This is a genomic window from Aliihoeflea sp. 2WW, from assembly GCF_000497755.1.
Classification (GTDB): Bacteria; Pseudomonadota; Alphaproteobacteria; order Rhizobiales; family Rhizobiaceae; genus Aliihoeflea.
In genome coordinates this window covers 96,432-122,526 of the sequence record NZ_AYOD01000035.1, presented here as the reverse complement: position 1 = coordinate 122,526, position 26,095 = coordinate 96,432, and the positions used below count along the sequence as shown (strand labels likewise).

35 protein-coding genes are annotated in these 26,095 nt (G+C 61.7%); 19 read left to right on the top strand and 16 right to left on the bottom strand.

Annotated features, from left to right (window positions below):
- The first annotated feature begins 7 nt into the window (after positions 1-7).
- The 6 genes from trbK-alt to ALII_RS0114650 are packed head-to-tail and all read left to right on the top strand — an operon-like array spanning position 8 to position 4,939.
- A complete protein-coding gene (trbK-alt, locus tag ALII_RS23245; RefSeq protein WP_070154328.1) occupies positions 8-394 on the top strand; it encodes a putative entry exclusion protein TrbK-alt in 387 nt (128 codons plus the stop codon).
- 4 nt (positions 395-398) lie between these two features.
- Entirely contained in the window at positions 399-1,754 is a 1,356-nt protein-coding gene (trbL, locus tag ALII_RS0114670; protein WP_024350822.1) for a P-type conjugative transfer protein TrbL, read from the top strand.
- Positions 1,754-2,437, top strand: coding sequence for a conjugal transfer protein TrbF (trbF, locus tag ALII_RS0114665; protein WP_024350821.1), 684 nt, complete (start codon positions 1,754-1,756; stop codon positions 2,435-2,437). The genes trbL and trbF overlap by 1 nt, the downstream gene beginning before the upstream one ends.
- Positions 2,434-3,483, top strand: coding sequence for a P-type conjugative transfer protein TrbG (gene trbG / locus ALII_RS0114660; RefSeq protein WP_024350820.1), 1,050 nt, complete (start codon positions 2,434-2,436; stop codon positions 3,481-3,483). Before trbF ends, trbG begins: the two co-directional genes overlap by 4 nt.
- Positions 3,480-4,700: a TrbI/VirB10 family protein gene (locus ALII_RS0114655; RefSeq protein WP_029660576.1), complete on the top strand. Its 1,221-nt coding sequence runs from the start codon at positions 3,480-3,482 to the stop codon at positions 4,698-4,700. Before trbG ends, ALII_RS0114655 begins: the two co-directional genes overlap by 4 nt.
- 2 nt (positions 4,701-4,702) lie before the next feature.
- A complete protein-coding gene (locus ALII_RS0114650) occupies positions 4,703-4,939 on the top strand; it encodes a DUF2274 domain-containing protein (protein ID WP_024350817.1) in 237 nt (78 codons plus the stop codon).
- On the opposite strand, the gene ALII_RS0114645 is transcribed toward ALII_RS0114650, so the two are convergent.
- Positions 4,936-5,838 carry a LysR family transcriptional regulator gene (locus ALII_RS0114645; RefSeq protein WP_024350816.1) on the bottom strand — a complete coding sequence of 301 codons (903 nt, stop codon included), beginning with the start codon at positions 5,836-5,838 and terminating at the stop codon, positions 4,936-4,938. The genes ALII_RS0114650 and ALII_RS0114645 overlap by 4 nt on opposite strands.
- Positions 5,839-6,051: 213 nt before the next feature.
- On the opposite strand from ALII_RS0114645, the gene ALII_RS0114640 reads away from it, so the two are divergent.
- From ALII_RS0114640 to ALII_RS0114620, 4 genes are all read left to right on the top strand, one after another.
- Entirely contained in the window at positions 6,052-6,585 is a 534-nt protein-coding gene (locus ALII_RS0114640; RefSeq protein WP_024588022.1) for a MarR family transcriptional regulator, read from the top strand.
- A gap of 18 nt (positions 6,586-6,603) precedes the next feature.
- Complete coding sequence (locus ALII_RS0114635) at positions 6,604-7,239, top strand: YeeE/YedE thiosulfate transporter family protein (protein ID WP_348265984.1); 636 nt, start codon at positions 6,604-6,606, stop codon at positions 7,237-7,239.
- Between the two features lie 61 nt (positions 7,240-7,300).
- Positions 7,301-8,487, top strand: a protein-coding gene (locus ALII_RS0114625) for an IS3 family transposase (RefSeq protein ID WP_173401413.1) whose coding sequence is annotated in 2 segments (ribosomal slippage) — positions 7,301-7,553 and positions 7,553-8,487 — 1,188 coding nt in all. Because the reading frame shifts where the segments join, the coding sequence is not laid out codon by codon here.
- Positions 8,484-8,843, top strand: coding sequence for a YeeE/YedE thiosulfate transporter family protein (locus ALII_RS0114620; protein WP_081719005.1), 360 nt, complete (start codon positions 8,484-8,486; stop codon positions 8,841-8,843). Before ALII_RS0114625 ends, ALII_RS0114620 begins: the two co-directional genes overlap by 4 nt.
- On the opposite strand, the gene ALII_RS23155 is transcribed toward ALII_RS0114620, so the two are convergent.
- The 5 genes from ALII_RS23155 to gap all read right to left on the bottom strand — a co-directional run bounded on the left by ALII_RS23155 (position 8,823) and on the right by gap (position 11,813).
- On the bottom strand, positions 8,823-9,287 hold the full coding sequence (locus ALII_RS23155) for a DUF6314 family protein (RefSeq protein WP_070154329.1): 465 nt from the start codon (positions 9,285-9,287) through the stop codon (positions 8,823-8,825). The genes ALII_RS0114620 and ALII_RS23155 overlap by 21 nt on opposite strands.
- A gap of 11 nt (positions 9,288-9,298) precedes the next feature.
- Complete coding sequence (locus tag ALII_RS0114615) at positions 9,299-9,805, bottom strand: DUF417 family protein (RefSeq protein WP_024350814.1); 507 nt, start codon at positions 9,803-9,805, stop codon at positions 9,299-9,301.
- A gap of 35 nt (positions 9,806-9,840) precedes the next feature.
- Complete coding sequence (locus tag ALII_RS0114610) at positions 9,841-10,350, bottom strand: MarR family winged helix-turn-helix transcriptional regulator (RefSeq protein ID WP_024350813.1); 510 nt, start codon at positions 10,348-10,350, stop codon at positions 9,841-9,843.
- A gap of 92 nt (positions 10,351-10,442) precedes the next feature.
- Positions 10,443-10,664, bottom strand: a complete 222-nt coding sequence (locus ALII_RS0114605) for a hypothetical protein (protein ID WP_024350812.1) — start codon at positions 10,662-10,664, stop codon at positions 10,443-10,445.
- A 141-nt stretch (positions 10,665-10,805) separates the two neighbouring features.
- Entirely contained in the window at positions 10,806-11,813 is a 1,008-nt protein-coding gene (gene gap / locus ALII_RS0114600; protein ID WP_024350811.1) for a type I glyceraldehyde-3-phosphate dehydrogenase, read from the bottom strand.
- A 257-nt stretch (positions 11,814-12,070) separates the two neighbouring features.
- Here gap and rpiA point away from each other — a divergent pair, with 257 nt between their 5' ends.
- Positions 12,071-12,772: a ribose-5-phosphate isomerase RpiA gene (gene rpiA / locus ALII_RS0114590; protein ID WP_024350810.1), complete on the top strand. Its 702-nt coding sequence runs from the start codon at positions 12,071-12,073 to the stop codon at positions 12,770-12,772.
- Positions 12,773-13,083: 311 nt separating this feature from the next.
- On the top strand, positions 13,084-13,578 hold the full coding sequence (locus ALII_RS0114585; RefSeq protein ID WP_230450755.1) for a MarR family transcriptional regulator: 495 nt from the start codon (positions 13,084-13,086) through the stop codon (positions 13,576-13,578).
- Between the two features lie 20 nt (positions 13,579-13,598).
- Here the strand turns inward: ALII_RS0114585 and ALII_RS0114580 are convergent, their stop codons facing one another.
- The 3 genes from ALII_RS0114580 to ALII_RS0114570 form a co-directional block, all read right to left on the bottom strand.
- On the bottom strand, positions 13,599-14,360 hold the full coding sequence (locus ALII_RS0114580; protein WP_029660571.1) for a ZIP family zinc transporter: 762 nt from the start codon (positions 14,358-14,360) through the stop codon (positions 13,599-13,601).
- 76 nt (positions 14,361-14,436) lie between these two features.
- Complete coding sequence (msrA, locus tag ALII_RS0114575) at positions 14,437-14,973, bottom strand: peptide-methionine (S)-S-oxide reductase MsrA (protein WP_029660570.1); 537 nt, start codon at positions 14,971-14,973, stop codon at positions 14,437-14,439.
- 28 nt (positions 14,974-15,001) lie between these two features.
- Positions 15,002-16,228, bottom strand: a complete 1,227-nt coding sequence (locus tag ALII_RS0114570; RefSeq protein ID WP_024350806.1) for a bifunctional alpha/beta hydrolase/OsmC family protein — start codon at positions 16,226-16,228, stop codon at positions 15,002-15,004.
- A 225-nt stretch (positions 16,229-16,453) separates the two neighbouring features.
- Between ALII_RS0114570 and ALII_RS0114565 the strand changes: the two genes are divergently transcribed.
- The 7 genes from ALII_RS0114565 to ALII_RS0114535 all read left to right on the top strand — a co-directional run bounded on the left by ALII_RS0114565 (position 16,454) and on the right by ALII_RS0114535 (position 21,460).
- Entirely contained in the window at positions 16,454-17,329 is an 876-nt protein-coding gene (locus ALII_RS0114565) for a LysR family transcriptional regulator (protein WP_024588018.1), read from the top strand.
- 148 nt (positions 17,330-17,477) lie between these two features.
- On the top strand, positions 17,478-17,921 hold the full coding sequence (gene msrB / locus ALII_RS0114560) for a peptide-methionine (R)-S-oxide reductase MsrB (RefSeq protein ID WP_024350804.1): 444 nt from the start codon (positions 17,478-17,480) through the stop codon (positions 17,919-17,921).
- Position 17,922: 1 nt separating this feature from the next.
- Complete coding sequence (gene msrA, locus ALII_RS0114555; protein WP_024350803.1) at positions 17,923-18,462, top strand: peptide-methionine (S)-S-oxide reductase MsrA; 540 nt, start codon at positions 17,923-17,925, stop codon at positions 18,460-18,462.
- Positions 18,463-18,596: 134 nt separating this feature from the next.
- Complete coding sequence (locus ALII_RS0114550) at positions 18,597-19,301, top strand: glutathione S-transferase N-terminal domain-containing protein (RefSeq protein ID WP_024350802.1); 705 nt, start codon at positions 18,597-18,599, stop codon at positions 19,299-19,301.
- Positions 19,298-20,266, top strand: coding sequence for a magnesium and cobalt transport protein CorA (locus tag ALII_RS0114545; RefSeq protein ID WP_024350801.1), 969 nt, complete (start codon positions 19,298-19,300; stop codon positions 20,264-20,266). The genes ALII_RS0114550 and ALII_RS0114545 overlap by 4 nt, the downstream gene beginning before the upstream one ends.
- A 94-nt stretch (positions 20,267-20,360) precedes the next feature.
- Entirely contained in the window at positions 20,361-20,933 is a 573-nt protein-coding gene (locus tag ALII_RS0114540) for a hypothetical protein (RefSeq protein ID WP_024350800.1), read from the top strand.
- Positions 20,934-21,010: 77 nt separating this feature from the next.
- On the top strand, positions 21,011-21,460 hold the full coding sequence (locus ALII_RS0114535; protein WP_024350799.1) for a hypothetical protein: 450 nt from the start codon (positions 21,011-21,013) through the stop codon (positions 21,458-21,460).
- Positions 21,461-21,565: 105 nt separating this feature from the next.
- Here the strand turns inward: ALII_RS0114535 and ALII_RS0114530 are convergent, their stop codons facing one another.
- The 7 genes from ALII_RS0114530 to nadE all read right to left on the bottom strand — a co-directional run bounded on the left by ALII_RS0114530 (position 21,566) and on the right by nadE (position 26,013).
- A complete protein-coding gene (locus tag ALII_RS0114530; RefSeq protein ID WP_024350798.1) occupies positions 21,566-21,862 on the bottom strand; it encodes an AzlD domain-containing protein in 297 nt (98 codons plus the stop codon).
- The gene (locus ALII_RS0114525) at positions 21,859-22,584 is read right to left on the bottom strand and encodes an AzlC family ABC transporter permease (RefSeq protein ID WP_024350797.1); all 726 of its coding nucleotides are present in this window, start codon (positions 22,582-22,584) and stop codon (positions 21,859-21,861) included. The genes ALII_RS0114530 and ALII_RS0114525 overlap by 4 nt, the downstream gene beginning before the upstream one ends.
- 76 nt (positions 22,585-22,660) lie before the next feature.
- Entirely contained in the window at positions 22,661-23,602 is a 942-nt protein-coding gene (locus ALII_RS21310; protein ID WP_244437441.1) for an MFS transporter, read from the bottom strand.
- Complete coding sequence (locus ALII_RS23150) at positions 23,603-23,920, bottom strand: hypothetical protein (protein ID WP_244437440.1); 318 nt, start codon at positions 23,918-23,920, stop codon at positions 23,603-23,605. It lies immediately after the preceding gene.
- A gap of 8 nt (positions 23,921-23,928) precedes the next feature.
- Entirely contained in the window at positions 23,929-24,420 is a 492-nt protein-coding gene (locus ALII_RS0114515) for a DM13 domain-containing protein (RefSeq protein ID WP_024350795.1), read from the bottom strand.
- Positions 24,421-24,423: 3 nt separating this feature from the next.
- Positions 24,424-24,897, bottom strand: a complete 474-nt coding sequence (locus ALII_RS23145) for a redoxin domain-containing protein (protein WP_024350794.1) — start codon at positions 24,895-24,897, stop codon at positions 24,424-24,426.
- 234 nt (positions 24,898-25,131) lie between these two features.
- Complete coding sequence (gene nadE, locus ALII_RS0114505) at positions 25,132-26,013, bottom strand: ammonia-dependent NAD(+) synthetase (RefSeq protein WP_051141593.1); 882 nt, start codon at positions 26,011-26,013, stop codon at positions 25,132-25,134.
- Between the last annotated feature and the right edge of the window lie 82 nt (positions 26,014-26,095).

Genomic DNA, 26,095 nt, shown 5'->3' with positions numbered 1-26,095 from the left:
ACCGACCGTGGACGGCAAATTGGTCGCTCGGATGGGCGCCGTGATTTTCGTCGCGGTTGCGGTCACCGCGACCGCGATCGAGATGTCCCGGAAAGAGGAAGTGCCTGAGGCTTGGTCGTCCGGACGAACGCCTCAAGAAACTGCGGATCCCCTGCGCGACGCGCTCATCCGCTGCCAGGCACTCGGTGAAGAAGGTCCGCGAGACCCCGCCTGCCGCCGGGCCTGGGCCGAGAACCGACACCGCTTTCTCGCGCCCGGTTCTCGTCCCGTCGAGCGCTTGCCGGACGTAGCATCACCCATCGGTGACGTCTTCAGCCCTCAACCACGAGGGACAGACGCGCAAGATCACGCGCCGACCGCGCCGAGCACGCCACAGATCAACGAAGCGCGATAGCATCATGGGCAACACCGGCGTCATCGACCACTTCCTCGAGGTCTTCACTCGCTACATCGACAGCGGGTTCGGCCTGCTTAGCGGAGAGGTCGCCTTCATCGCCACGACCCTGATCGTCATCGACGTGACGCTCGCGGCACTGTTCTGGAGCTGGGGCGCCGACGACGACATCATGGCGCGGCTGGTGAAGAAAACGCTCTTCGTCGGCGTCTTCGCCTACATCATCGGCAACTGGAACAACCTCGCACGTATCGTCTTCGAGAGCTTCGCCGGTCTCGGGCTGAAGGCGAGTGGCACCGGATTTTCAACTGCGGACCTCATGCGCCCGGGAAGAGTCGCGCAGACCGGCCTAGACGCCGGTCGACCATTGCTCGACTCCATCTCCAGCCTGATGGGCTACTGGTCGTTCTTCGAGAACTTCATCCAGATTGCCTGCATGTTTCTTGCCTGGGCGCTGGTCCTGCTCGCCTTCTTCATTCTCGCCATCCAGCTGTTCGTCACCCTCATTGAATTCAAGCTGACGACGCTCGCCGGCTTCGTCCTGATCCCGTTCGGCCTGTTCGGCAAATCCGCGTTTATGGCCGAGCGCGTGCTCGGCAACGTCATCTCCTCCGGCATCAAGGTTCTGGTCCTCGCTGTCATCATCGGCATCGGGTCAACGCTCTTCTCAGAGTTCACTTCCGGTTTTGGCGGGCAGAATCCGTCGATCGACGAAGCCATGGCGATCGTGCTGGCCGCGTTGTCACTTCTCGGCCTCGGCATTTTTGGTCCCGGAATCGCCACCGGGCTCGTTTCTGGCGGCCCGCAGCTCAGTGCAGGCGCGGCGATAGGAACCGGCCTCGCAGCGGGCGGCGTGGTCGCTCTTGGCGCCGGCGCCGTCGGTGCAGCAGCCTCCGGCGGCGCGGCCTTGGCAGGCGGTGCGGCAGCCGCAGCTCGTGGTGGCGCCGCCATCGCGGGTGGAGCGTCCACAGCCTACAGCCTTGGCGCAGCCGGACAGTCCGGCGCGGCCGGGGTGGCCTCCGGCCTCGGAGGCGTTGCGCGTGCAGGCGGCAGCGCGGCTGTCTCACCTCTGCGCCGTGCCGCATCGCGCGCTGCCGACACAATGAGGTCAAGCTTCAACGCAGGCGGCAAAGCGGCGTTCGAAGCGACAGGCGGAACATCCACCATGGGCTCAATAGGGGGTGATGCCGCCAGCGATGGCGCGGCGCCTGCGAGCGCTGGCGGGCCGCCGGCTTGGGCGCAGAGAATGCGCCGGTCCCAGCAAATGACTCACGCCGCCCAGGCCACGGCTCATGCCGTCCGCTCTGGCGACGCCCATGGCGGCGGTTCCTCGGTAAATCTGACTCAAGGCGACCGCTAATGTTCAAACGACCATCCACTCACTACGGCAAGGCACCCGAGCCGGAGACGCCGTATCAACGTGCTGCCCAAGTCTGGGACGATCGGATCGGGGCCTCCAGGATCCAGGCGAAAAACTGGCGGCTGATGGCTTTCGGCTCGCTGATCCTTACGGCGGGGTTCGCCACCGCCCTCGTCGTGCAATCAGCTCGCGGGACCGTCGTGCCGTGGGTCGTGCAGGTCGATCGACTGGGTCAGTCCCAGGCGGTCGCACCCGCCGAGGCCGACTTCCGGCCCACCGATCCACAAATCGCCTTTCATCTCGCGCGCTTCATCGAACAGGTTCGCAGCATCCCGGCGGACGCGATCATCGTGCGTCAGAACTGGCTACGGGCGTACGACTTCACAACTGATCGCGGCGCCATGGCGCTCAACGACTATGCTCGCTCGAACGACCCGTTCACGCGGGTCGGCCGACAGCAGGTTGCTGTCGATGTCTCAAGCGTCATCCGCGCCTCGCCCGACAGCTTCCGCGTCGCCTGGGTCGAGCGCCGCTATGAGAACGGCCAGCTCGCCGAGACCACGCGCTGGACCGCGATCCTGACGATCGTCGTGCAGGTCCCCCGCAACGCCGATCGGCTGAGGGCAAATCCGCTCGGCATCTATGTCAACGCCATCAATTGGTCACGGGAGCTTGGGCAATGAAGCCGTCTTTCCGTAAAGCCGGAAACCCGGCTTCACACGCACTTGTAATCCCGGCTCTCCGCCGAGCCGCAATCCCGATGGTCCTGCTGGCGACAACTGCGCTCGCGGGCTGCGCCACCACGAACCCACCGCCCGAGATCTCCTACGACAACGCGGCTCCCGCCGTGCAGACCGTCGATCCGCCAGCGCCCGTCACCGTGGTCGAACTGCCGCGGCCGCTGCCGCTACCCGGCCAGTTGCAGCGTGTGCCGGAGACGCGACGCGCGCCCGAGCCCGCCAACCCAACGGCGCGCGTCAACCAGGCTAATGAGGCGGCCCGCGTCCAGCCGGTGCGCGACGGCTTCATCAACTCCATGCAGGTCTATCCCTGGACGCAAGGCGCGCTCTATCAGGTATATACCGCTGTCGGTCAGATCACCGACATCGCGCTTCAGCCCGGCGAACAGCTCGTCGGCGCAGGCCCTGTTGCGGCCGGGGACACGGTGCGCTGGATCATCGGCGACACCGAGAGCGGATCGGGCGCGACGCGCCAGATCCACATCCTCGTGAAGCCCACACGGGCCGACCTGATGACGAACCTGGTCATCAACACCAACATGCGCACCTATCACATGGAGTTGCGGTCGACAGAGCGAACCTACATGGCTTCAGTGTCCTGGCAGTATCCGCAGGATCAACTCATCGCGCTGCGCCGGCAGAATGCCGACGCGCAGGCCGCTCAACCGGTTGCGAGCGGTGTCGATCTCGCGAACGTCAATTTCCGCTATGCCATCGAGGGTGACCGCGCTCCTTGGCGCCCACTGCGCGCCTTCGACGACGGTCGCCAGGTCTTCATCGAGTTTCCGCGAGGCATTGGTCAGGGCGAGATGCCGCCGCTCTTCGTCGTCGGGCCCGAGGGCAACACCTCAGAACTGGTGAACTACCGCGTTCGCGGCCACCACATGATCGTCGATCGACTCTTCGCGGCGGCGGAACTGCGGTTCGGTTCCGGTCGCGAGCAGAAGCGCGTCAGGATCGTCCGAACAGACGGGAGGCCCACCTCGTGAGCGCGAACTCGCCCACAAATGAGGAAGTGCCAGACGATGATGCACAGCCCCTGACCGGCGAGCCGGTCGGGCCAGCGCCGATGCGTCTGCGCGCCGAACCGCCCCGCGTCACTCGACTATCGCGCAAGGTCCTCGCCGGCCTTGGTCTTGTCGCCAGCGTCGGCCTTGGTGGTGCACTGCTCTACGCGCTCCAGACGCGCGACGCCGGTCGGCCCAACGACGAACTCTATTCGACCGAGAATCGCTCGACGGCTGAGGGCTTGGCCGGCCTGCCGCGAGATTACAGTGGCGTGCCCCAACTCGGTCCGCCCCTTCCCGGTGACCTCGGCCGACCGATCCTCAGCACCCAGGATCGCGGACAGCCGGTGCCCGCTCCCGTTATCGCCACACCCAACCCCGGTATCAGCGCGGAAGAGCAGCGCCGCCTTCAGGAGATCGAGACCGCGCGGACCAGCCGCCTCTTCTCCGGATCGGACAGCCGGGGCGCTCCCGCTGCAGCGGGAGCTGCCCCAGCACTCCCGCACGCTCCGGATTTGGCGAGCCTCGGCCTCGCACCTCCGCCGGCCACACCCTCCGCGCAGGAGCGTCAGAACGCTTTCCTGAACGCAGCGACCGATCGACGGACGGTGTCGCCCGATCGCGTCGTTGCTCCAGCGTCGCCAAATGTACTTCAGGCCGGCGCAGTTATCGCGGCAGCTCTTATAACCGGCATCCGATCCGACCTCCCGGGCCAGATCACCGCTCAGGTGACCGAAAACATCTACGACAGCCCGACAGGGCGCATTCTGCTCGTGCCACAAGGCACGCGCATTATCGGCCAGTACGATAACAATGTGCAATTCGGTCAAAGCCGCGTCCTGCTAGTCTGGAATCGACTGATCTTCCCAAATGGCCGTTCGATAGTGCTCGAGCGCCAGCCCGGCGCAGACGTCGAAGGCTATGCCGGCCTGCAGGATGGCGTCGATTACCACTGGTGGGATCTTGCCAAGGCCGCCGGTCTGTCGACTCTTCTCGGAGTCGGCGCCGAGCTCGCCGCCGACAATGACGACCGTCTCATCCAGGCGATCCGGAATGGCGGTCAAGACACGATCAACGATGCCGGTCAGCAGATCGTCAGACGGCAGCTCAACGTGGCTCCAACATTGACGATCCGGCCGGGATTTCCTGTCCGTGTCGTCGTGACCCGTGATCTCGTTCTCGAACCTTATGGGGGCTGATGATGTCGAAGCTCAAGCTAGGTCCCATCGCCGACGAGAAGCCGATCAAGGTTCAGGTGGAGCTGCCGGCGGCTCTCCACCAAGACCTTTCCGACTACGCGGATTTGTTAGGGCGCGAACAAGGTATGCCTGCTGTCGAGCCCGCGCGGTTGATCGTACCGATGTTGCAGCGGTTCATCGCAACCGATCGAGGGTTCTCGAAGGCTAGGCGTACGAAGACCCAGAACGCCTCCGATTAGCTGGCGCTGCTCCGCGTGAAGGCTGGCAGGACATCGAAGCACTTCAGCAGCAGCGGCAGAGCCGGATTGTCGTTATCGCTCGACGAAATCATAGCCGCCGTCGGCGCCCGCGCGGGTGTGAGCGGAACCAATGCAATATCAGGCCGATGCACGACGCTCGTTATCGTCAGCCCGAAGCCTTGCTCGACCATGGTCAGAAGTGTTTCCCTGCTGACCTGCTGGATAGACAGTTGGATCGCCTCTTCGGCAGCGCCCAGCATCCGCCGGAGAATAGCTGCGAGTTCGCGCCCGGCACCATCGGAGCGGACAAGAAAGACTTCGTCGCAAACGTCCTCCCAGGCGAGCCGCGGTCGCGACGCGAGTTGGTGTATGGGTGATAGGGCAACGAAGAGGTCGGGTTCGCACAACCGTCGAATCTGAAACGGAGGGCCCTTCGTTGCGGCCAGGCTGATCGCCGCGTCTAGCAGCCCGCGCTCCACGCCGAGGGTGTTCTGCTCTGACGTGCCTTCTTCGAGCTTCACCTCGATCGTCGGGTGTCGCTGTCTAAAGGTCGCCAAGAGGTCGATTATGGGACATGCCGGAAACGCCTCGAGCATCCCGAACCTGACTAGTCCAGTCGTAAGTTTACGGACCGATCGCATCTCAGTGGCGGCCTCGCGAAGATACCTCGCCCCGACCGCAGCTTGCTGCAGAAATCGCTCTCCTTCCGGCGTCAATCCAGCGCCCGATCGCGTGCGCTTGAACAGGGAAACGCCAAGCTGCCGTTCGAGCATCTGAACGCGGCGGCTGACCGTTGATTGCGATATCGAAAGGCGATCCGCCGCCCTGCGGAAACTACCCGCTTCGGCGACATGGATAGCATACTTAAGGTATCGAAGATCGAGCGTCAGATCAGGCATGACGCGCATTCCCGGTTCCCGGCTTCCGTTCGCACGAGCAGCGCGCGATGCTCCAAAGCCTTTGCTGGAGGCCCCGCTTTTCGATCTCAGATGGGGAATCCAAGCCGAGCCCATCAGTGAGCATGACCATCTCCGAATCCGTGATAGATGTATGCGCCGGTCATACATATTCGAGCGCTTGATGTCTATGCGTGACGCATATATTCTTTCCGGATGGAGCCCGAGGCCGCCAAATATCATTTTGGTGCACTTGCGCTCGCGGTAGCTGACAGCATCGCGAGCGCATCAGCCTCGCTTTCGCCGAGCGGCCCCGCGGCTGCATTGATGGTCTTCCTTAGCTTCGAGCCGGGATTACCTATCAGTGTCCTTGCGAGCCGGATCCGGCTTTCGCATGCGGGAACGGTCCGATTGATCGATAGGCTCGAATCCGATCACCTGGTGGAAAGGCGGCGACACACGGCGGACAAGAGGGCGCGCTTTATCCACTTGACCAATGCAGGTGTGAAAATGACCGGCGCTCTGCTCAGAGCGCGCGAACAAGTGATTGCAGCGTGTGTCTCGCCGCTGTCGCCGGCTGACCTGAACAAACTAGGCCGATTGTCCGAGCGGCTCCTTATCGCAAACGGTTACGAGAAATCTGGTGTCGAAACTATGTGGCCCGTGGTTGGCTACCGGGGACAGACACCGGCTGAAAATGCATCTCAGCCCGCCCGCCAGCTGCGCCGGCGCCCTTCGCACAAGGGCTGACGAGAAACCGAGGCAGGCTTGATATCTTTGGCATCGATCGCGTTCGACTTTCTCATATGCATACTGGCCTTCTGGTTCGGGTATTCTGCGAACCGAGGCGGCACGTGCTTGGTCGTAGCGGCTCATGAGTTGCAGCAACGGCGCCGACCAAGAATGTTCGTCGGATTTGTTGCGGCGTCTGCGGCTGCTGGCCTTATTGCGATACCGCTCGCTTGGTCGGGGACGCTGAACGCGACCCTCCCACTCTCGACGAGCGTCAACGGCCTCCTCATCATCGGCGCCATCGCCTTCGGCCTCGGCGCGCTCATAAATGACACCTGCCTGCTAGGTTCACTGGCACGGTTAGGGGATGGAGAGATGCGGTTGCTTGCCCTTCCTGCCGGACTGGCAATCGGCATCTTGGCCGCTGATTTCGGCCGGTTTGGCGCCGTCGCGACATGGCCAAGTTTCATCGCTAGGCCGAGTGTCCCTGGGGCCGCGACGCTTCTTGCCTTAGCCGTCGTGCTCGCGCTGGCGGTGATCTTCGTATCGCGGAAGACCCCACCGCGAAGAAGGCAGAGCTGGGCATTTGGCGCTTCAATGATCGGCCTCGGTATCACTGGTGGGCTTCTCTACGCGCTTTCGCCAGCATGGACATTCGCTGACCTTATCTGACGTGCCCCTGAGAATTTCCTCCACGCGGAGCTAGAGTCCGGCCCTTGAAAGGACGGACGGAATGAAACGAGCGAGATTTACGGAAGAGCAGATCATCGGGATCCTGCGGGAGAACGAGGCCGGCGCGAAAGCGGGCGAGCTGGCGCGCAAGCACGGCGTATCCGAGGGCACGATCTACGCCTGGAAGGCCAAGTTCGGCGGGATGAGCGTGTCGGACGCCCAGCGCCTCCGGGCCCTGGAAGACGAGAACGGCCGGCTGAAGCGCCTGCTGGCCGACGCCATGCTCGACAAGGCGGCGCTGAACGATCTGCTCTCAAAAAAGTGGTAGGGCCCGCGGCGATGCGCCAGGCCGTCGCCCATGTGAAGGCGACGTTCGGCGTCAGCGAGCGGCGGGCCTGCTCCATCATCAAGGCCGACCGCAAATCGGTGCGCTATCGCTCTTGCCGCCCGCCAGACACGGCGCTGCGGGAGCGGCTGCGCGCCCTGGCTGTCGAGCGGCGACGGTTCGGTTATCGCCGGCTGTTCGTGTTGCTGCGGCGCGAGGGCGAGCCATCGGGCAAGAACCGGATCTACCGGCTCTATCGCGAGGAAGGCCTGACGGTGCGTAAGCGTCGTTGCCGTCGTCGCGCCATCGGCACACGGGCGCCGATCCTGGTCGAGGCCAGGCCGAACGCCCGCTGGTCATTGGACTTTGTGCACGACCAGTTCGCCACGGGCCGCCGCTTCCGCATTCTCAACGTGGTCGACGACGTCACCCGCGAGTGCCTGGCGGCGATCCCCGACACCTCGATCTCGGGACGCCGCGTCGCGCGAGAGCTGACAGCGCTGATCTCTCGGCGGGGCCGTCCTGCCATGATCGTCAGCGACAACGGCACGGAGTTTACGTCCACGGCCATCCTGGCCTGGGCGCAGGATCATGGCGTCGACTGGCACTACATCGCGCCGGGCAAGCCGACCCAGAACGGGTTTGTGGAATCCTTCAACGGCCGCATGCGCGACGAACTGCTCAACGAGAGCCTGTTTTTCAGTCTGGATCACGCCCGCCAGAAGGTCGCTGCCTGGGCGCTGGACTACAATACCCGCCGACCGCACTCGTCGATCGGCTACCTCACCCCGGAGGCCTTTGCCGCCAGTCTGACCGCAACAGGCCGATCCGCTGCGCAGTATGAAAGCTGCGCGGCTCGGCCTGTTGCTCACCCCACGCTGCGAGGCGTAACTAACCCAAGGACTCTGGTCGCCGCTGGATGAAAACTCAGAGGCACGTCAGCCTTCCTCTTCGAATGTCGCCAACAGGCGAGGTCGCACTGGTTGCGGTCATTGCCTCAGTTGCGGGAGCCATCACGGCATCCGTGCGCCAGGGTCGCTTGCGTTTCCAGCGGCCGACGGCCGCCGGCATCCTGCGGTCGATCGCCGGCGGCGCGTTGATGGGAATAGGCATCGGCCTGATACCCGGTGGCAACGACGCTTTAATCCTTGCCGCAATGCCTACGCTTTCTCCGGGCGGCATAGTCGCCTACCTCGTGATGACGACCACGATCGTTTTCGGATTCGAAGCGCGTGACAGACTGGCCAGGAACGGCGCGTCAGGCCAGGGGAAAAAGTAGACGGTCCGGCGTCGTTCGTGACACCTTTGAGTACCGGCTCCGCAGGTCGTACGCCTTTCGTGGACCAATGACCCTGATAACTGTCTCGAAAGATCCTGCGTCGAGAATTCGGTAAAAAGCGTGATAGGCGTCGTCACCGCAGAAGTGGGTGTCTGTTGCCTCGTACCCCCAATTCTTGCGCGAGAATGCAAGGTTGAGAAACAGCTTCCCGGTGTTCGGTCCGTCTGCGAACTGAACGTCTACTCGGTGGCCGACCGCGCAGTACCGATATTGCCGAGACGCTGAGAGTTCGCGGCCATCCCGAAGCCGAAGTATCCCGCTTTCTCGATAGGTGAGCGCGGATTCACCTGTCGAAGCGAAATCCGCGTCGCCAATCAGTTGTTCGCCCGTCGGATCGACGTTGCGACGAAGCGCCCACTCTCCACGGAGCGTGTCCAAGACCATCGTGCCTATGTTCACGACCGATCGATGGTCATCGGCCCAAGGCGCTCATTTTTGGGTTGGACCGACGCAAACAGCAGCACAAGTGATGCCGCAAGCAAAACTGCGTCCTTCAGCAAAAACTGGCCAGGAGCGGCGGATATCGCAGGAAAGCCTCCGGCAGTCGGCTCCCCGACCCCAGGCGTCGTAAAAAAGAAGGTCAGGGTGATGAAGTAGGTCGCCGCCGACATAAGCGCGCCAAGCGCTGAGAAGGATGGGCGGAAAGCCCCTAAGGCCAGCACGACTGCGGTCGACAGCTCGATGACGCCGACAAAGTAACTTTGGCCCTGTACCCCGAACATACCCAGCCAACTCATGATCGGACTATGGCCGATGAAAGGGGCGATGCCATCGGCCTCGTAAGCCGTGAATTTCATCGCGCCGAACCAAGAGAAAACGATCACGAGCGCCCATCTCAACAGCGCCAGTTCCTTCCGACTGCGCTCGGGCACAAGCAATTCATACCGATCGAAAATACTCATATCGAACTCCTCAAAAGGGGATGATCGTCAGGGCGTCACGGACGATGGTGGCCGACTGGGCAATCGGCACACCGGGCCTGATCGCACAGACGACAGATTGCCAAGCCGCCGTGGAGGTCCGAGAACAGCGACGACAGGATGTTGTCCGCGGCCCGCTCCAGCACGACGCGATCGTCAGCCGACACTTTGCTCAGCAGCTCGGACACCGCCGCGTTCCGCAGACCTAGCAGCTTGGTCCGCTCCACCTGACCACGCGAGGTCAGCGAGACATGAACTACCCGGCGGTCAGAGGGCGACGGCGATTTCGCCACCAGGCCTTGCTCGCCTAGCCTCTCGACGACGCGAACTGCACCTGCATGCGAAAGCCGGAGAGTTTGCCGTACCTGGCCGATCGACATTCCTGGCGCGTGACCGATCGCGATCAAAGCCGCGGCCGTCTCGCCCCCCGCATTGAATGCTTCAGCGATCGCCAAGCGCACGCGGTCAGACACCGCTTGAGACAGCGCGCCAAAGATGTTGATCAAGCGATCCGAGGGGTCATCCATCGCCGCGACTCACGCAATATATGCGTCGCGCATACAATATCTGTGGGCCGGTGTCGAGCCTCGTGCCGGAGTACAAGCGTTCGCTGGAAGGCTTAGACGTCGTCGGTGCCTACCGGCCCACCTTCGCCCTCCATCCGATTGATCGCACGCACATCCTTGGCGTTGAACTTGAGCCTTACGCCGAGCCCTCCGCTATTGTCCTCGCTGATGAAAACCGCGCCGCCGCGTTCGAGCGCGTCCCGCAGCCGCGTCAAATCCGAGGCTGCAAACACGCTGGCGCCGGCTTCGAATTGAGCTAGCGCCTCTTCCTCCAAGCCTGCGATCTTGGCGACATGTGATCGCGGCCACTGAATGAGCGCTCTCGCTGCACGTGCTAGTGGCCCATTCATGTTTAATGCCTCCGTTTCGCGAACGCATCCTGTCGCCAAGATACGACCTTTCCCGCAACCGATCCGCTAGATGAGCTTCGCCATCACCACGGCGACATCCGCCATGCGTGTCGCGAAGCTCCACTCGTTGTCGTACCAAGCAAGCACGCGAACCATCCGGCCATCGACGACATCGGTCTGGGGGAGCGCGACGATCGAGGATTCGGTCCGGTGGGTCAGATCCACAGACACCAGAGGCTCTGTCGTGAATGCGAGCACCCCACTCATCGGACCACTCGCAGCCTGACGAATGGCGTCGTTCACTTCGTCGATCGTCACCTCCCGGGATGCGGAAATAGCGAGATCGACGACCGATACGTTCGGCGTTGGCACGCGGATTGACGAGCCATGGAGCTTGCCTTTCAGTTCTGGCAGCACGCGTCCGATTGCGTTCGCGGCTCCGGTCGAGGTTGGGATCATCGACAGCGCGGCTGCCCGTGCGCGGTAGAGATCCTTATGCACCGTATCCAGCGTCGGTTGGTCACCGGTATAGGCGTGAACCGTGGTCATGTAGCCCCGCTCAATGCCACATAGATCGTTCAGTATCTTCGCGACGGGCGCGAGGACATTCGTGGTGCATGAGCCATTCGATACGACGACATCTTCGGTTGTCAGCGTTTCGTGATTGACCTTGAAGACGATCGTCTTGTCTGCGCCCTCGCTGGGCGCGGAGACGAGCACGCGCTTTGCTCCTGCACGGATGTGCGATTCAGCCTTCTCCTTGGAGGTGAACAAACCCGTGCATTCGAGCGCCACGTCGACTCCAAGCTCGTTATGCGGAAGCTTTGATGGATCGCGCTCCGAAAACACTTTGATTTTACCGGACCCGATGTCGATCCAGTCTTCGCCGGTGGCTATCGATCCTTGAAAGGGGCCGTGAACTGAATCGTACTTCAGGAGGTGCGCCAACGTAGCAACCGGCCCGAGGTCGTTGATCGCAACCACCTCGATGTCATCACGCCGTAGTTCGACGATCGACCGTAAGGCCAGTCGTCCGATCCGACCGAAACCGTTGATTGCGACCTTGACCGTCATGCCTGTGTCCCCTGGTTCGCCGAACTGGCTACGGCATACGCACTTCGCTCAGTGCCGCCTGGCACGCGGTGGTCGTCTCCAGCAGCGAAAGCTTGCCGATCAGACCATCCTCATTATGTATGCGCCACGCATAGACCTATCCGTCTGTTGGCTGCAGGTCAACGAGGCAATGTCGGCATGGAGGATTAGGTTTGCGCCGCCCGGTTTCACAATCGACCTGGTGAAGGCACGCATACCGGCGAGATGAAGTGGCGTTGATGTTTACCCAAGAAGAAGAGAGGAGGCTGGCTGCGGCTAGAGCAGTCGACGAGATCGAAGACGGCATGTTCGTTGGCCTTGGGACCGGAAGCACAACAGCCTATGCCATTAAGAGCCTGAGCGACCGCATTCGGCAGGGCCTTCGCATCACCGCTGTCGCCACCTCCCGAGCGACCGAAATGTTGGCTCGTCGTCTCGCGGTGCCGCTCGTTCCTTTTGAGCAGTTCAGTTCGATAGACCTCACGATCGACGGCGCTGACGAGATCGACTGCCACTTTCAGGCGATCAAAGGCGGCGGCGGCGCCTTGCTCCGAGAGAAGGTCGTGGCCGCCGCTTCTAGCCGGATGATCGTGATCGTAGACGCTAGCAAAGTCGTTCAACGACTCGGCGGGTTTCCTTTGGCGGTCGAAGTCGTGCCCTTCGCGAGCGAGTTCGTTCGAACGCATCTTGCCAACCTCGGAGCCAGTGTGACGCTTCGCTCGGTCGGCGGAGAACCATTCATCACAGACCAGAGCAATCACATCTTGGATGCAGCCTTCGGCAAGGCCCTTAGGCCGATCGAGATCGCCGGAGCGATCGATGCCATCCCCGGCGTAATGGAGCACGGCTTGTTTCTCAGCGAGATTGACACTGTGGTGGTCGGACGCGGTGAGACGGTCGAGGTGCATCTCAGAGAGCAAGCCCCCGGATCCCTCCGTTAGGTGCCGACGAGGGGTGGCACCTGGCGCAGGCGTGATGTGATTCGGCCGTCGGGCAGCCAAAATCACGACAGCCCACCCCGATCTATAGCCGCCAGGTATCGCCATTTTGTGTGTCCCGACGATCGAAGTCCTGTATTCCAATCGTCCGCGCCATCCGCAGCATATCCTAAGCCACTGTAAAGGCGCACCTTTCGGCTTGCCAGAATCCCCCGGCGCCGCAGGGGTATGGCTTGCTGTCTATGCTTCGCGCACATATAGATGGGGCAATGGATGGACCTCGAGATCGAAATATCTTCGGGGCGTTCGCACTCATGATCAGCGACGACATCGTTCGCGCTAGTTCATCGCGGGCGCCAGAAGCTGGACCCGCCGCCTCGGCGCTTGCGTTGATTGCCCATAAGCCAGGGCTATCGATCCGCATGCTGTCAGTTGGGGTGGGACTTTCCCATGCCGCGACCGTCCGCTTGGTGGACCGTTTGTCGACGGAGGGATTGGTCGAGCGGCGTGAGCATTCGACTGACGGGCGCACGCGGTCCCTCCATCTTACAGAGGCTGGCAAGGTCGCGAGCGATGCGGTCCTGGCCTCGCGAGACAAGGTGATCGCTGAGGGACTATCGATCCTCACCCCTACCGAGTTGGACGCTCTTTATAGCATTGCTGAACGCGTGCTGCGCGATCGCCTGGAAAACCTCGAGCATTCCTACCGCATCTGCCGCTTGTGCTGTTACGAGGGCTGCACGAATTGCCCGATCGATGCCGAGTTGCACGAGCGCGGCGTAGACCGCGAGAACGGCGGCGAGGCTTAGAGCTCCGGAAGTCGCAGGTTTCAGTGTTGAGCGATGAGATACGCCGCCAGAAACCCCACGACCGTGATCAGGCCTATGAACGGCGGCGCCTTCTCGAAAGCTTCGGGAATCATAGCCTCCGCCAGCATCGCGATGACCGCGCCGGCTGCGAACGACAGAATGGCAGGGGCTTGAGTGGACGCCGAGCCGAGCAGAAGGTTTCCCGTACCGGCGGCGATGCAGACAAGTAGCGGAATACCGATCCAGACCGCGTAGATATAGCTTCGCGATCGGCCCGCGACCTTCATTCCGGAAGTGCTCGATAGACCCTGTGGCACATTAGCCAAAAAGAAGCCTGCCACTACTGCAAGGCTGATCCTGCCTCCACCAGCCACGGACATCCCAATCACGAGGGCCTCTGGAATGCCGTCGAGGACGCTGCCAAGCGCAATCGCAGCACCGCTACCGCGGTGCTCCTGTTCAGTGGCCTGCTCGGTGCATTCACCGCATCGCTTTCGATGCTTCGCGCCCCTGCGAGAGAGAAACCAGTTTGTGCCGCTGAAGATTGCGGCCCCTGCGAGCAGCGCAAAGATCGCTAAGGGTCCCAGGCCAGCCGACACGCGATCACCGATGAGTTCGGTAGCGACCACGGCAATCAACACACCACCACCGAAGCCCATCACCGCTGAGATCATGCGGTGAGTGAGTCGCCCGTACAGCACGTCCGCAAGAACCGCCCCCACCAGAAGTCCGCTTCCTGACAAAAGCCCCCACAAGCCGGCGATTACGTATTCGGGTATCATCGCAAGAACCCGGCTGACCTAGCGACGCGGGGCGAGCGCCTTAGCGTCCGTATCGTTGATGACCGTCCCTGCGTGCTCATCGTTTCGCTCGGTCCAATCGCCAGGCCGGTCGCTCGAAGTGGCAGCTATAGCCGCCGGGTCGACGCTGGAGGTACTTCTGATGCTCTGGCTCGGCCTCCCAGAACGGCTCTTCCGGGTTGATCTCGGATACGACAGGTCCCGGCCAGCGCCCCGACGCTTCGATCTCGGCGATTGTCTCCAGAGCAACGTCCATCTGCTTCTCAGACGTGTAGAAAATCGCGGACCGATAGCTTGGTCCGACGTCGTTACCTTGTTGCTCGTATGTCGTCGGATCGTGGATTTGGAAGAAGAGTTCCAGGAGAGCACGATATGTCAGTATCGAAGGATCAAACGTGACCTCCACCGCTTCCGCATGACCATGGTGTCTCGTGTAAGTCGGGTCCGGCATTTCGCCGCCGATGTAGCCGACACGCGTCGTCACGACGCCCTTCGCGCGGCGAAGTAAATCTTCGAGGCCCCAGAAACACCCACCCGCAAGTATCGCTCGCTCGGTTCGCGTCGGCGTCTGGTCAGTAGTGGGCAGACTCTGCATTCGATCAACCTCCGCTCTGTGCACCACATCAGTTCGCCGGCGCCGCACCTGCAGGCTGCGCATCGCTCGAAAGTTCGGTCTGCACATCCGAGCCTCGGACGAGTGTCAGGTCGACCGGACACCGATCCGCGATTTCCAGAATGCGCGCCCGCTGTTCATCGCTGAGCGGCCCATCGAGAGAGACGGTGCGCGTGAAGCGGTCGGGAGGCATCATGTCCGCCACTTTCTCGTGTCGCACGGTCGTCGTCGCTCGCTCCAGCGGGAAGCCTTTGCGGTTCGCGTAAAGACGCATTGTCATCACCGTGCAGGCGGCCAGTCCGGCCGACACCAGTTCGTAAGGAGACAGGCCGCTGCCGAGACCTCCGACCGATTCTGGTTCATCGGCGAACAGCGTGTGCTCGCCACTACGGACCGTGAGTTGGAACTTCCCCGCCAACGTTTCCGACGCCACGACTCCATTCGCTAACTCGACTTGCGGAAGGTCCGCCGCGAGCGGCGGCAGGAAGCGGCTTGCCCACGCTGCGACCATAGCTGAGGCGTAGTTCGCATCTTCGACATCGGTGAGAAGGTGATCGGCCGTGTCGAGCGAAACAAAGCTCTTGGGATGGCGCGACGCGACGAAGATGCGCGAGGCGTGCTCGATACCCACGACTTGATCCACCGGTGAATGCATCACAAGCACCGGACGTCGAAGGGCAGCGATAGACCTCTCGATGTCCACTTCGTCGACCGTTTCAAGGAAACTGCGGCGGATCAGGAAGGGCCTGCCAGCAATCTCCACCGATGCCTCGCCCTCGCTCGCTATCGCGTCTAGGTCGGCAGGTTGAAAGACGCGCAATATATGCTGAAGATCAGCCGGGGCGCCGATCGTCACTACCGCTGCGATATCCGGCAAGTCGGCGGCGGCTACGATCGCAGCCGTGCCGCCCAGGCTGTGTCCGACAAGGAGGGAGGGGGCCTTACCGGCGACAGCCATGGCCTCCGCGGCGGCCTTAAGATCATCGACGTCGGAAGCGAAGCTTATCGCTTCATCCGCAGAACTCTCGATCCCGGTGCCGGCGAAGTCGAACCGCAAGACGCCGATGCCAGCCCGCGAGAGGGCGCGTGCGATGTACACGGCGGCGCGGCTGTCTTTCCCGCAAGTGAAGCAATGGGCGAAAATAGCCCAGCCGCGAGGCGTACCTTCGGGCGCCTCCAAATACCCGGCTAGATCAGAGCCTCCACCACCGGGAAACGTGAACGGTCTTCCTGTCATAAGCGTCGAGCCTCCCACGGCGACTTAGTGGGTGCACCGGAACCCTTGGGCCCTGGCGGAAGCGCCATCAGGCCCGGACTAGCCGTCCAAGACATTCTTTTTATATGCGTGGCGCATATAGACAAGCCCCTAAAGCGTGATTATATGCGTCGCGCATACTTCTGGTGGCGGTCGAAAAGACCGGTCCTGAAGCGGCATCATTCACGGCGTGCAGGCCGAAGGGCTATGGAACTCAATCAGGTCAGCTATTTCATCAACTTGGCCGAGACGCTGAATTTTACAGCAGCGGCGCGGTTGAGCGGTGTGTCCCAGCCAAGCCTGACACGCGCGATCCGCCGCTTGGAGGAAGAGCTCGGCGGTCCGCTCATTTATCGCGATGGGAAGAACAGCCGTCTCACCGGCCTTGGCCAGGACGTGGAGGCTGAGTTTCGGCGCATGTTAGTCGCGATGAAAAGTGTTCGGCATCATTCTGAAAACTGGGCCATGGGGAGGCACCGGGTGCTGGACGTCGCCGTCGCCCCGACCGTCGGGCCGAAGCTTTTTACAGCCTTCTTCGAAAGCGCGTTGGCAGAAGTGCCATCGATCGAGATCAAGATGCATTCGCTCGGGGCGAGTGAAGACACATCGGAGGTGCTGTCGGGCAAGTATCACGCATGCATCCTGCCGCGCGAGACGCGGCCGGACCGCAAGCTTGATGTGCGACCTCTGTTCCGTGAGCGCTTCGTACTCGGCTGTTCCGCGAAACACCCGCTCGCGGCGAGCGATATCGTGCGAGGCGAGGACTTGTTGGAGTTCCCGTTCGTTGATCGTCTGAAGTGTGAGTTTCGCGAGCAGATCCTAGACCATTTCGCACGACGGGAGGTACTGATGCGGCCGCGCTTCCGGTCCGATCGTGACGATTGGGTGCAACGGGTCGTCGCAGACGGCGAGGCCATATGCATCCTTCCGGAGCGGTCGGCTACAGCCCAAGGTTTGGTTACGCGTCCGATCGATGGGTTTGTCCTCGAGCGAGAGGTCGTGATCGCGACGGTCTCTGGCTCCACGGCGCCGGTTGAGATCAGGAAGATCGCGCAGATGGCGGCCAGATACGCGTGGAACTGAACGCCGCTGATCACAGCGGAGCTATCGAAACTATACGCACAGCGTATTGGATAAATATAATTGGCACTGCGATAGTCGAGGTGACCGTCAAGCAAGATAAGATGTCCGTAATGTGCCTTGGCCCTGAAACCAAGTATTGGAGACGATCATGAAGTTTGAAAAGTCTCAGGCAGCGATCGACCGCCTGACCCCCGAGCAACGCCGGATCACCCAGGAAGACGGCACGGAGCGAGCCTTCACCGGTGAATACAACGATAACAAAGAACCGGGCATCTACGTCGATGTCGTGTCCGGAGAGCCGCTTTTCGCATCGACGGACAAGTTCGAGTCGAAATCCGGCTGGCCCAGCTTCACCAAGCCCATCGTCCCCGCGCACGTGAACGAGGTGCGGGACAGTTCGCACGGCATGGTCCGGACGGAAGTTCGATCGGTCCATGGCGACAGCCATCTCGGCCACGTGTTCCCCGACGGTCCGGCCGACCGTGGCGGACTACGCTATTGCATTAACTCGGCCGCCCTTCGCTTCATCCCGCGCGATGAGATGGAAGCCGAGGGCTACGGCGAATATCTCGATCAGGTGGAGGAGGCGTAACATGCATCAGCGCGCTGTTCTCGCAGGCGGATGTTTTTGGGGCATGCAGGATCTGATCCGCAAGCAGCCCGGCATCGTGTCGACCCGCGTCGGATACACCGGTGGCGACGTCCCGAACGCCACCTATCGCAATCACGGTACTCACGCTGAAGGGATCGAGATCATTTTCGACCCGGCAGCGACAAGTTACCGTAACATCCTGGAATACTTCTTCCAGATCCACGACCCGACGACGAAAGATCGGCAAGGCAACGATCGCGGCCTCTCCTATCGATCCGGCATCTACTATGTGGACGATGAGCAGAAACGGGTCGCCGAGGAGACGATCGCCGACGTCGACGCCTCCGGACTGTGGGACGGCAAAGTCGTCACCGAAGTCGAGCCTGTCGGCGATTTCTGGGAAGCGGAGCCGGAGCACCAAGACTATCTCGAGAAGCGCCCGGGCGGTTACACGTGCCATTTCCCGCGCGCGAATTGGGTGCTCCCCAAGCGTCAAGACGCTGATGCTACCCAGCCTACCACCGGAGCGGCAGCAGAATAGCTGCAGCGCCTATCGCGACATAGCGCTCTGCATCGCAAGCAATGGGACCGCATCGGCGAACGATGCGGTCCTCGTACGGCCCCTCAAGCGGTCATGCCGCTTGCCGGCCATCGATTTGGTAGGATTGCCCCAGCATGCCAGACCTTTCGTCATATCCGATCACCAAGCGCTGGCCTGCCTCCAATCCCGATCTCCTGCAGTTCTATGCAGCGCCCACGCCCAACGGCGTCAAGGTCTCCATCATGCTCGAGGAGACCGGCCTGCCATACGAGCCCCACTTTATCGACATCAGCACAAACGAGGCCAAAGACCCCGCTTTCGTGTCGCTGAACCCAAACGGGCGGATCCCTGCGATCATCGATCCGTCAGGCCCCGATGGTGAGCCGCTCGGCGTTTGGGAGTCCGGTGCGATCCTCGTTTACCTCGCCGAGAAGACGGGCCGATTGATTCCACCGGGACAAGCCAGGCGTTATGAGGTGCTGAGTTGGGTATTCTTCCAGATGTCGGCGATCGGCCCGATGTTCGGTCAGCTGGGCTTCTTTCTGCGTTGGGGCGGAAAGGACTACGAGGACAAGCGGCCTCAGCAACGGTTCGCCGACGAGTCCAAGCGCCTGCTGGGGATCTTGGATCGCCAGCTGGATGGGCGCGAGTGGATCGTCGACGACTATTCCATCGCCGACATCGCGACGCTCGGCTGGGTCAATGCCCTGGTCAGCACCTATGACGCCGGCGACCTGTTGCGCATCGCCGAACACCGGAACGTCCGGGGTTGGTTGGATCGCGGCCTCGCTCGACCAGCCGTGCAGCGGGGCCTGGTCATCCCTGCGAGGCCCGCATGAGCGTCATCGCCGCTTACTATTACAACGAGGGTCGCCGCATCCGCGAAGTCGCTATCGACGAGCGGGTTGAGCTCGACAAGAACCGATCTGGCTTCTGCTGGATTGGGCTCAGCGAGCCTTCGGAAAGCGAACTCAGGGCGCTTCAGTCGACCTACAATCTGCATCCATTGGCGATTGATAACGCGATGCATCCGATGTGCCCGCCGAAGCTCGAAGTCTATAACGGCGAGCTTTACGTCGTCGCTCAGACGGCCGAGCTGGTTGGGGACCGCATACGCTACGGCAAGACCGCGATCTTCACTGGTCACAACCATCTGATCACCGTGCGTCACGGCAACGCCGGAGCGCTTGGCAATCTTCGCGAGCAGCTTGAGGGTTCGCCTGCTCAGTTTGGTAAGGGTGTCGACTACGTCCTGCATGCCATCCTTCACCGCATCGTCGATCAGTATCTGCCGATCTTCGAAATGATCGAGGACGACGTGCTCGCGATGGAGAGGCGATCGCTCGACGACTTCCTGGGGCGGGCGGAGGTCGCGCGCATCTTCGGCTTGCGATGCGAATTGACGCGTTTCCAGCGAACCCTTGGCGCTATGGCGGAACTGGTGCGCAAGCTCGTTCGCGGACATTTCCCGTGCATCAGCGCTGAGGTGCGGCCGTACTTCAACGATGTCGCCGACCATGTCGATCGGGTCCAGTCCATGGTCGATGGCCTCCTCCAGGTGCTGTCCACGGTCTTCGAATTCAGCAGCCTTCTTGAGGCGCAGAGGACAGGCGTCATCACGCGCCAGCTCGCTGCCTGGGCGGCGATCCTCGCGGTCCCTACGGCCATCGCGGGCATATATGGAATGAACTTCAGGAACATGCCGGAGCTGGACACAGCTTACGGCTATTTCGTCGTGCTCGGCCTAATGCTGACGTTCTGTCTTTTCCTGTTCGTCCGCTTCAAGCGAGCCAAGTGGCTATGATGGTGCTCCGCATCTTCAGTGCTGGTCGGTCGCGGAGCCAAAGCGCGCCTTCGGTCGGCGCGCAACCCCTACAATCCGAACTCGAGGTGCATTGATGACAACTCAAGTGAGAGACGTTCTGGACGCCGTACAGTCCTTCGTGGCTAAGGGCTATGACCGAGAGTACCGTGTGAAGGACGGCGCTCTTGTCGATCTCGAACTCGGATCGACCCTCGACGCGTGCAGCATTCGTGTCGATGCCGCATTACGCCTTGAGAGCGGCGATGGAGCCGAAGACGCTTCGAACATCTACGCCATCACAGATCCGGCGACCGAGCATAAAGGTCTGCTTATCGATGCCTTCGATGTGTTCGACGAGATATGTCACCGTGACCTGTCCGAACGGCTTCTTGAGCATCGTGAAACAGCTCCGGCCGGTGACGCCGACGTGCCGAGCAAGCATGGGCTGCGCAAAGTCTACAAAAGCGAGTTTGATCGCGACCCTGAGCGTTACGTTTTGCGGGAAGGCTTCCCTGACTTTCCGGCATGCCCGTTCGGGGGAGCCTTCAGCATCCTCGGCTTCGATACAGCAGAACAATCATACGTCTGGCTCGTGACGAGCATTATTCGGGATCCCCGGCTGATCAGGATTCCCTACCAGGGCGAAGACGTTATTACCGACGAATGATGTCGGCGGAGCGCGGGAAAACCCAGACCCCAACGATGGATGGGATGCCCCTTAAGGTCAAAAATAACGAGGCAGAGATGGACTGGAACAAGGACCATATTCGCGAGACAATGCTGTCGCTTGAAACCGCGGCGCTGCAAAGCGCTCGCAAGAAGTATCTGGATTACGTCTCCACCGCGCGCCTCGATCGCAGCGAGCCGATCGAGAACGACGAGCAGGCGCAAGCCGAGGTGGCGAGCGACTTTGCTGAGGCGCTCGATGACACTCTCGATGACTATGTTGATAAGCTCGACAAACTCCGGACAATCGATTTTGGACCAAAGTCAGAAGTCTCGGAAGGCGCCGTCGTCAAGCTGTCCGGTAAGCACTTCGTCATTTCGGTCTCGACTGGCAGGTTCATTTGTCATGGGCAGGAACTGATGGGCATCTCGACGATGGCCCCGATCTACGAGGCGATCGAAGGCGCGCGAGCCGGGGAAACGGTGCAGTTCAATGGCCGCGATTTGACCGTGGAGGCTGTTGCGTAGGCGGGACCCGCGGTCCTCGGATCGTGAGTGCGGGCCATCGACGTTCGCAGCCTTACTGGACGACCTCCGGCCTCCCCATTGCCGCTTCTCTCAGATGATCGGCACTTACGAGCTAAGCCACCCCAGACCTGCGTAGGCGAGCATTCCCAATACCATCGCCACGATGACCTGGTTCGTGGCGATCGCTGCACCCAGCGCGACACCGGCCGCGATCCAGGTTGGAGGTGGCTGACCGATCAACGACGACGCGACCAAGCTGACCACGATCAGCCCAGGCAACTCGTCCAGAACCCAAGCCTGCCTGGAAACCCTAATTCGTTCACCGGCAATCAATCCGGCGACCCGGATCGCAAACGCAGCCACAACGAGCAAACTGACAACAACCCAGTGCGAAGCGCTCATCGGGCTGCCGCCTCGATCCTGCGCTTCAAGAAGGTCACCACCAAGCCGAAGAATGCGCCGACGATGATCCCGTAAGCTTTGGGCATGCCGAGCGAGATGACGGCCATGGTCGCTGCCGCGGCCATGGTCCATGGCAGAACTTGGGAACGTCCCCGCCACAGACCTCGCGCCATCGCAATGAAGGCCGCCGTGAACGCGAAGCTCAGGCCAAAGCGTCCGAGATCGGGCAGCGCGGCGCCAAGCAAGGCCCCGAGCGTCGTGGAGGCTGTCCACATGGAGATGTTCACCAGCCCTGAGCCTATGAGGAATGGTGCTCCGACATCGGGGGACTTCGCCCGCTCGGACATCGTCAAAGCCCAGTTCTCGTCGCCAGTAATGTGGATGGCGAAGAGCTTCTTCCTCAGCGACAAGCCGGCCAACACCTCGGATAAAGAGGCGATGATGCCGACATAGCGCAGGTTGAGCGACGCACCGGCCAGAACCGCGCCCAACACGACACCTGTGGAAGCGAACTGCTCAACCGCGATGATTTGCGAAGAGCCCGCATGGGTAGAGGCGCTCATGATCGCGACGCCCCACCACGGGAAACCTACCTGTACGGCCAGGAAACCAAAGGCCAAGCCGTACACGCTGGCCCCCAAGGCCAACGGGAGGATGGCGATCGCCCCCCGTTTAGCCTCGTATGCGTTTCTCGCGGCTAGAGCGTTCACGCTCTCATCCATGACACGTTCCGCCTTGTTCTCAGCCAGGCTCCTCTAACAGCCGACTGGCAATCCTTCGGTCGTCGGCATAGGCGTCTCAGCGGCGCTGATCCGCCGGGGTTCGTATCATCGCGTCGAGCGACCCGGTGATCATCGCCGTGCTCGGGCAGCGTGTTGCTCTCGTCTTGACCGAGCGGTCTGAGTGCCTGCGGACACCGGCCAAGACCGCCAGGGCAGTCAGCAGTGCCGCTGCGTAGAGGAACAGGCCGCCAGGGCCGAGGAGGTCCATCACCAGGCCTCCGATGAGCGGCCCGGCGGCGGTTCCGATCCCGTTGAGTAGGAGAAGTCCGCGAGCGGTCCCCAGCAGCCGACCCGCAGGAAGGTCGTCATTCGCAACGGCAAGGCATAGCGAATAGATGGGAATACCGAAGCCGCCGAACAGCGCGCCCGCCGCAAGTAGCACAGGCAGAGGCGCCTCCGCAGCCAGCGCTACGCCGATCGCAGCCGCCGCGGAAGCCAGGGCGGCGCCGGCAATGACGAGTGTCCGCGACACGCGGTCCGATAGCCATCCCAATGGCCACTGCAGCACGAGCGTTCCACCAAGGACCGCAGCCATGAACGCAGAAATGCCGCCCACATCGAGGCCAATCCTCTGCGCAAAATTGGGGCCTAGTCCCCAGAAGCCGCCGATGGCCAGGCCGGCTAGGAAAACGCCGACCGACGGAAGGGGCGAAATTGCAACGAGATCGCGAAAGGCGACGGGCTCCTGTTGAACCTCGGCCGGGGGATGACTGGGCAGTAGCGTGACGGGGACGACGGCCGCAGATATCAGCAGCGAGACGAACAGGAATAGCGTCACGTCTGTAGGCGGCGCGATGTTGAGCAGCGCTTGACCAAGGGCCCATGAACCCATCGAAACAACGCCGAAGATCGACAAAAGCTGACCGCGCGTGGATTGAATCGCGTGCGCGTTGAGCCAACTCTCAGTCGCTAGGATCATGCCTGCATAGGCGAAGCCGGTCACAAGGCGAAGCGGCATCTATACGTTTGCCTCCACGAATGCGACATGAAGAAGAGCCGTCATTGAAGCCATCGCGGCGAAGCCAGCGAAAGTCCTCACATGGCCCACGGACACGATCATCTTGGGCAGCGTGAGAGCGCCAATGGTGAAGCCCGCAAAGTATAGGGACATCATCGCGCTGATCGTTTGAGCTGAAAAGCCTTCCTCCCCAGCCCTCACGATCAGGAGCGTACCCAGTAGACCATTGCCCAAGAGCAACGTGGCGACGCTCAACAATAGCGCTGCGACCGGCGCCAAAACGAGCCCCCGCGCGCAGGCCGCCTTCACGCTGTTCATCGCCTGACTCATTTCCGAGCCTGGCGCGGAGGCTGATACGCCGCAGAACTGATGAACTGATCAAAGGCTTCGCACCAGATGACAACGGCGCTGTAGTCGCGAACGTCGATGTCGGCGGGCACCTCCATAATGAAGCCGTTGAACGTCCTCACATCGCCGACCCGGGCCGACGCGTCCTTGATCGCGAGGAACGCTTCCTCGGTCTCGACGAAGTGCGGGGCGAGATAAAGCTTGTAGTCCGGCCCGGGAGAGAGACGGCCGATGTGTGCGATCCGGTGAGGCAGGATCTGCACTTCGCCTTCACCCCAGTGCAGCAGGTCGCTGCCGGCTAGATCACGAGAAAGCTTTCCCGAATAGAGCGCCTCAGGCGTCGAACTCCTCAACGCAGCTTCAGTGGGCGACGCCGGCGCGGTGAGGATAGGCAGCGTGTAGATGCCGGCAGCAAAGCCTGTGATGCCAACGACGAAGTGGGTGCAGGCTAGAATAAGCCACCGTGGCATGTTTCACGAGCTCTCCAAATTTGCCACCAAACGATCCGCGTCCAGGTGGAAATCCGAAAAGACGATGCGACCGTCGGCATTGATGACCGTGAACCACGGCGTTCCCCGTGTCCGGTAATCCTCCATGAACGTTGGAAACGCAGCACCAGGCGGCGGTTCGTCGTGCCCGAAGGCGACGGGGAGACGGTACTCCACCTGATTGATGCGCAACTTGTCGAATGTATTTTCGTGCGCTCCTTCGAAGACCGTCTGGATCACTGCGAATCCGACGCCTCTGGACTCCAGCGCACCATGCAATTTCTGCAGTGTGGGAAACCCATGCAGATGGCAGCCCCTGCACCAGTGCTGAAACGCGAAAAGGATCTTCGGCCCTACGCCAAGATCCGATAGCTTGATCGGCGTCTGGAGGTCGCTTCCATCCACGGCGATCCACCGATGAATGCGAAGCTCTGGCGCTTGACGATCGGCCGCGCTCATCCCTCTCTCCGAACACGAAGCATGTGCCCGACGTGCAGCGAAAACTCGCGAGCGCAGGGGAACTGCTATACTTCACCGCCCCACGGCCCGAGCGTCAAATAGTCGATAAGACCAAAATCTTGTCTCGACTATACCCGACGAGGCCACGAGTTTACGTGGATGACTATGAATTCCAACGCCGGTCTTTTCCAATAGCGGCGTGACATAGTTTCTATGTCCTAGGCGGGAGCAAATTTAGCGTCCGTTCGACCCTTGCGGCGCCAGAAGCTGCACGTTGGAGGCCACAGGCAGCGCGCGCTTATGCGCGGTGGCTCGGTACGCTCTTTGGATCGTCTCGACCGCCGCCTGGGCCACACCCCTTCCTTCGAGGTAATCGTCTATCTCATCATAGGTCACGCCGTAGGCGTCTTCGTCGGGGTGTAACGGCATCGCGTCATCCAAATCTGCCGTGGGAACCTTACTGATCAGTTCCGCCGGGGCGCCCAGATGAGACGCGATCGCGCGAACGCGCCGCTTATTGAGACCGGCGAGAGGGAGAACATCGGCCGCGCCATCGCCGAACTTTGTGAAGAAACCCATCACCGCTTCGGCTGCATGGTCCGTGCCAATCACAAGGCCGCCCAGGGTCCCCGCGAGAGCAAACTGGGCGACCATCCGTTGGCGTGCCTTGATGTTCCCGAGCACCGTACTGCGCAGGCCGGGGTCGGCGGACTCGTAATTGGAGCCTGTCATCTCGCTCCACAGCGCGTCGGTCGCGGGCTTTATATTGATCACCGCAACGCGGTCGGGCCTGATGGCTGACAAGGCAAGCTGAGCATCGCGCTCGTCCATCTGTTCGCCATAGGGCAGCCGCACCGCTACAAACTCGCATTCGTACCCGATCTGACGCAGATCCTTCACGGCCGATTGCGCGATTAGGCCCGCCGTCAGGGAATCGACGCCGCCGCTGATTCCAAGCACATACGCTCGCTGCCCCGACGACCTCAGATAGTCGCGGAGGAAGGCGGCGCGTTCTGCCGCCTCGCGTCGGGCATCGAACGACGCCGAAACGCCGAGCGCTGCGATAATCTCGTCTTGGATGGGAATGACGACCTCCTGGGCACGCCGCAGTCGCATGCTGGCGACCTCACCTCGCGAAGCTTCTCTGTCCCACGAGCCATAACGCTCACGCAACACCGATTCAAAGCTATCGAAACTA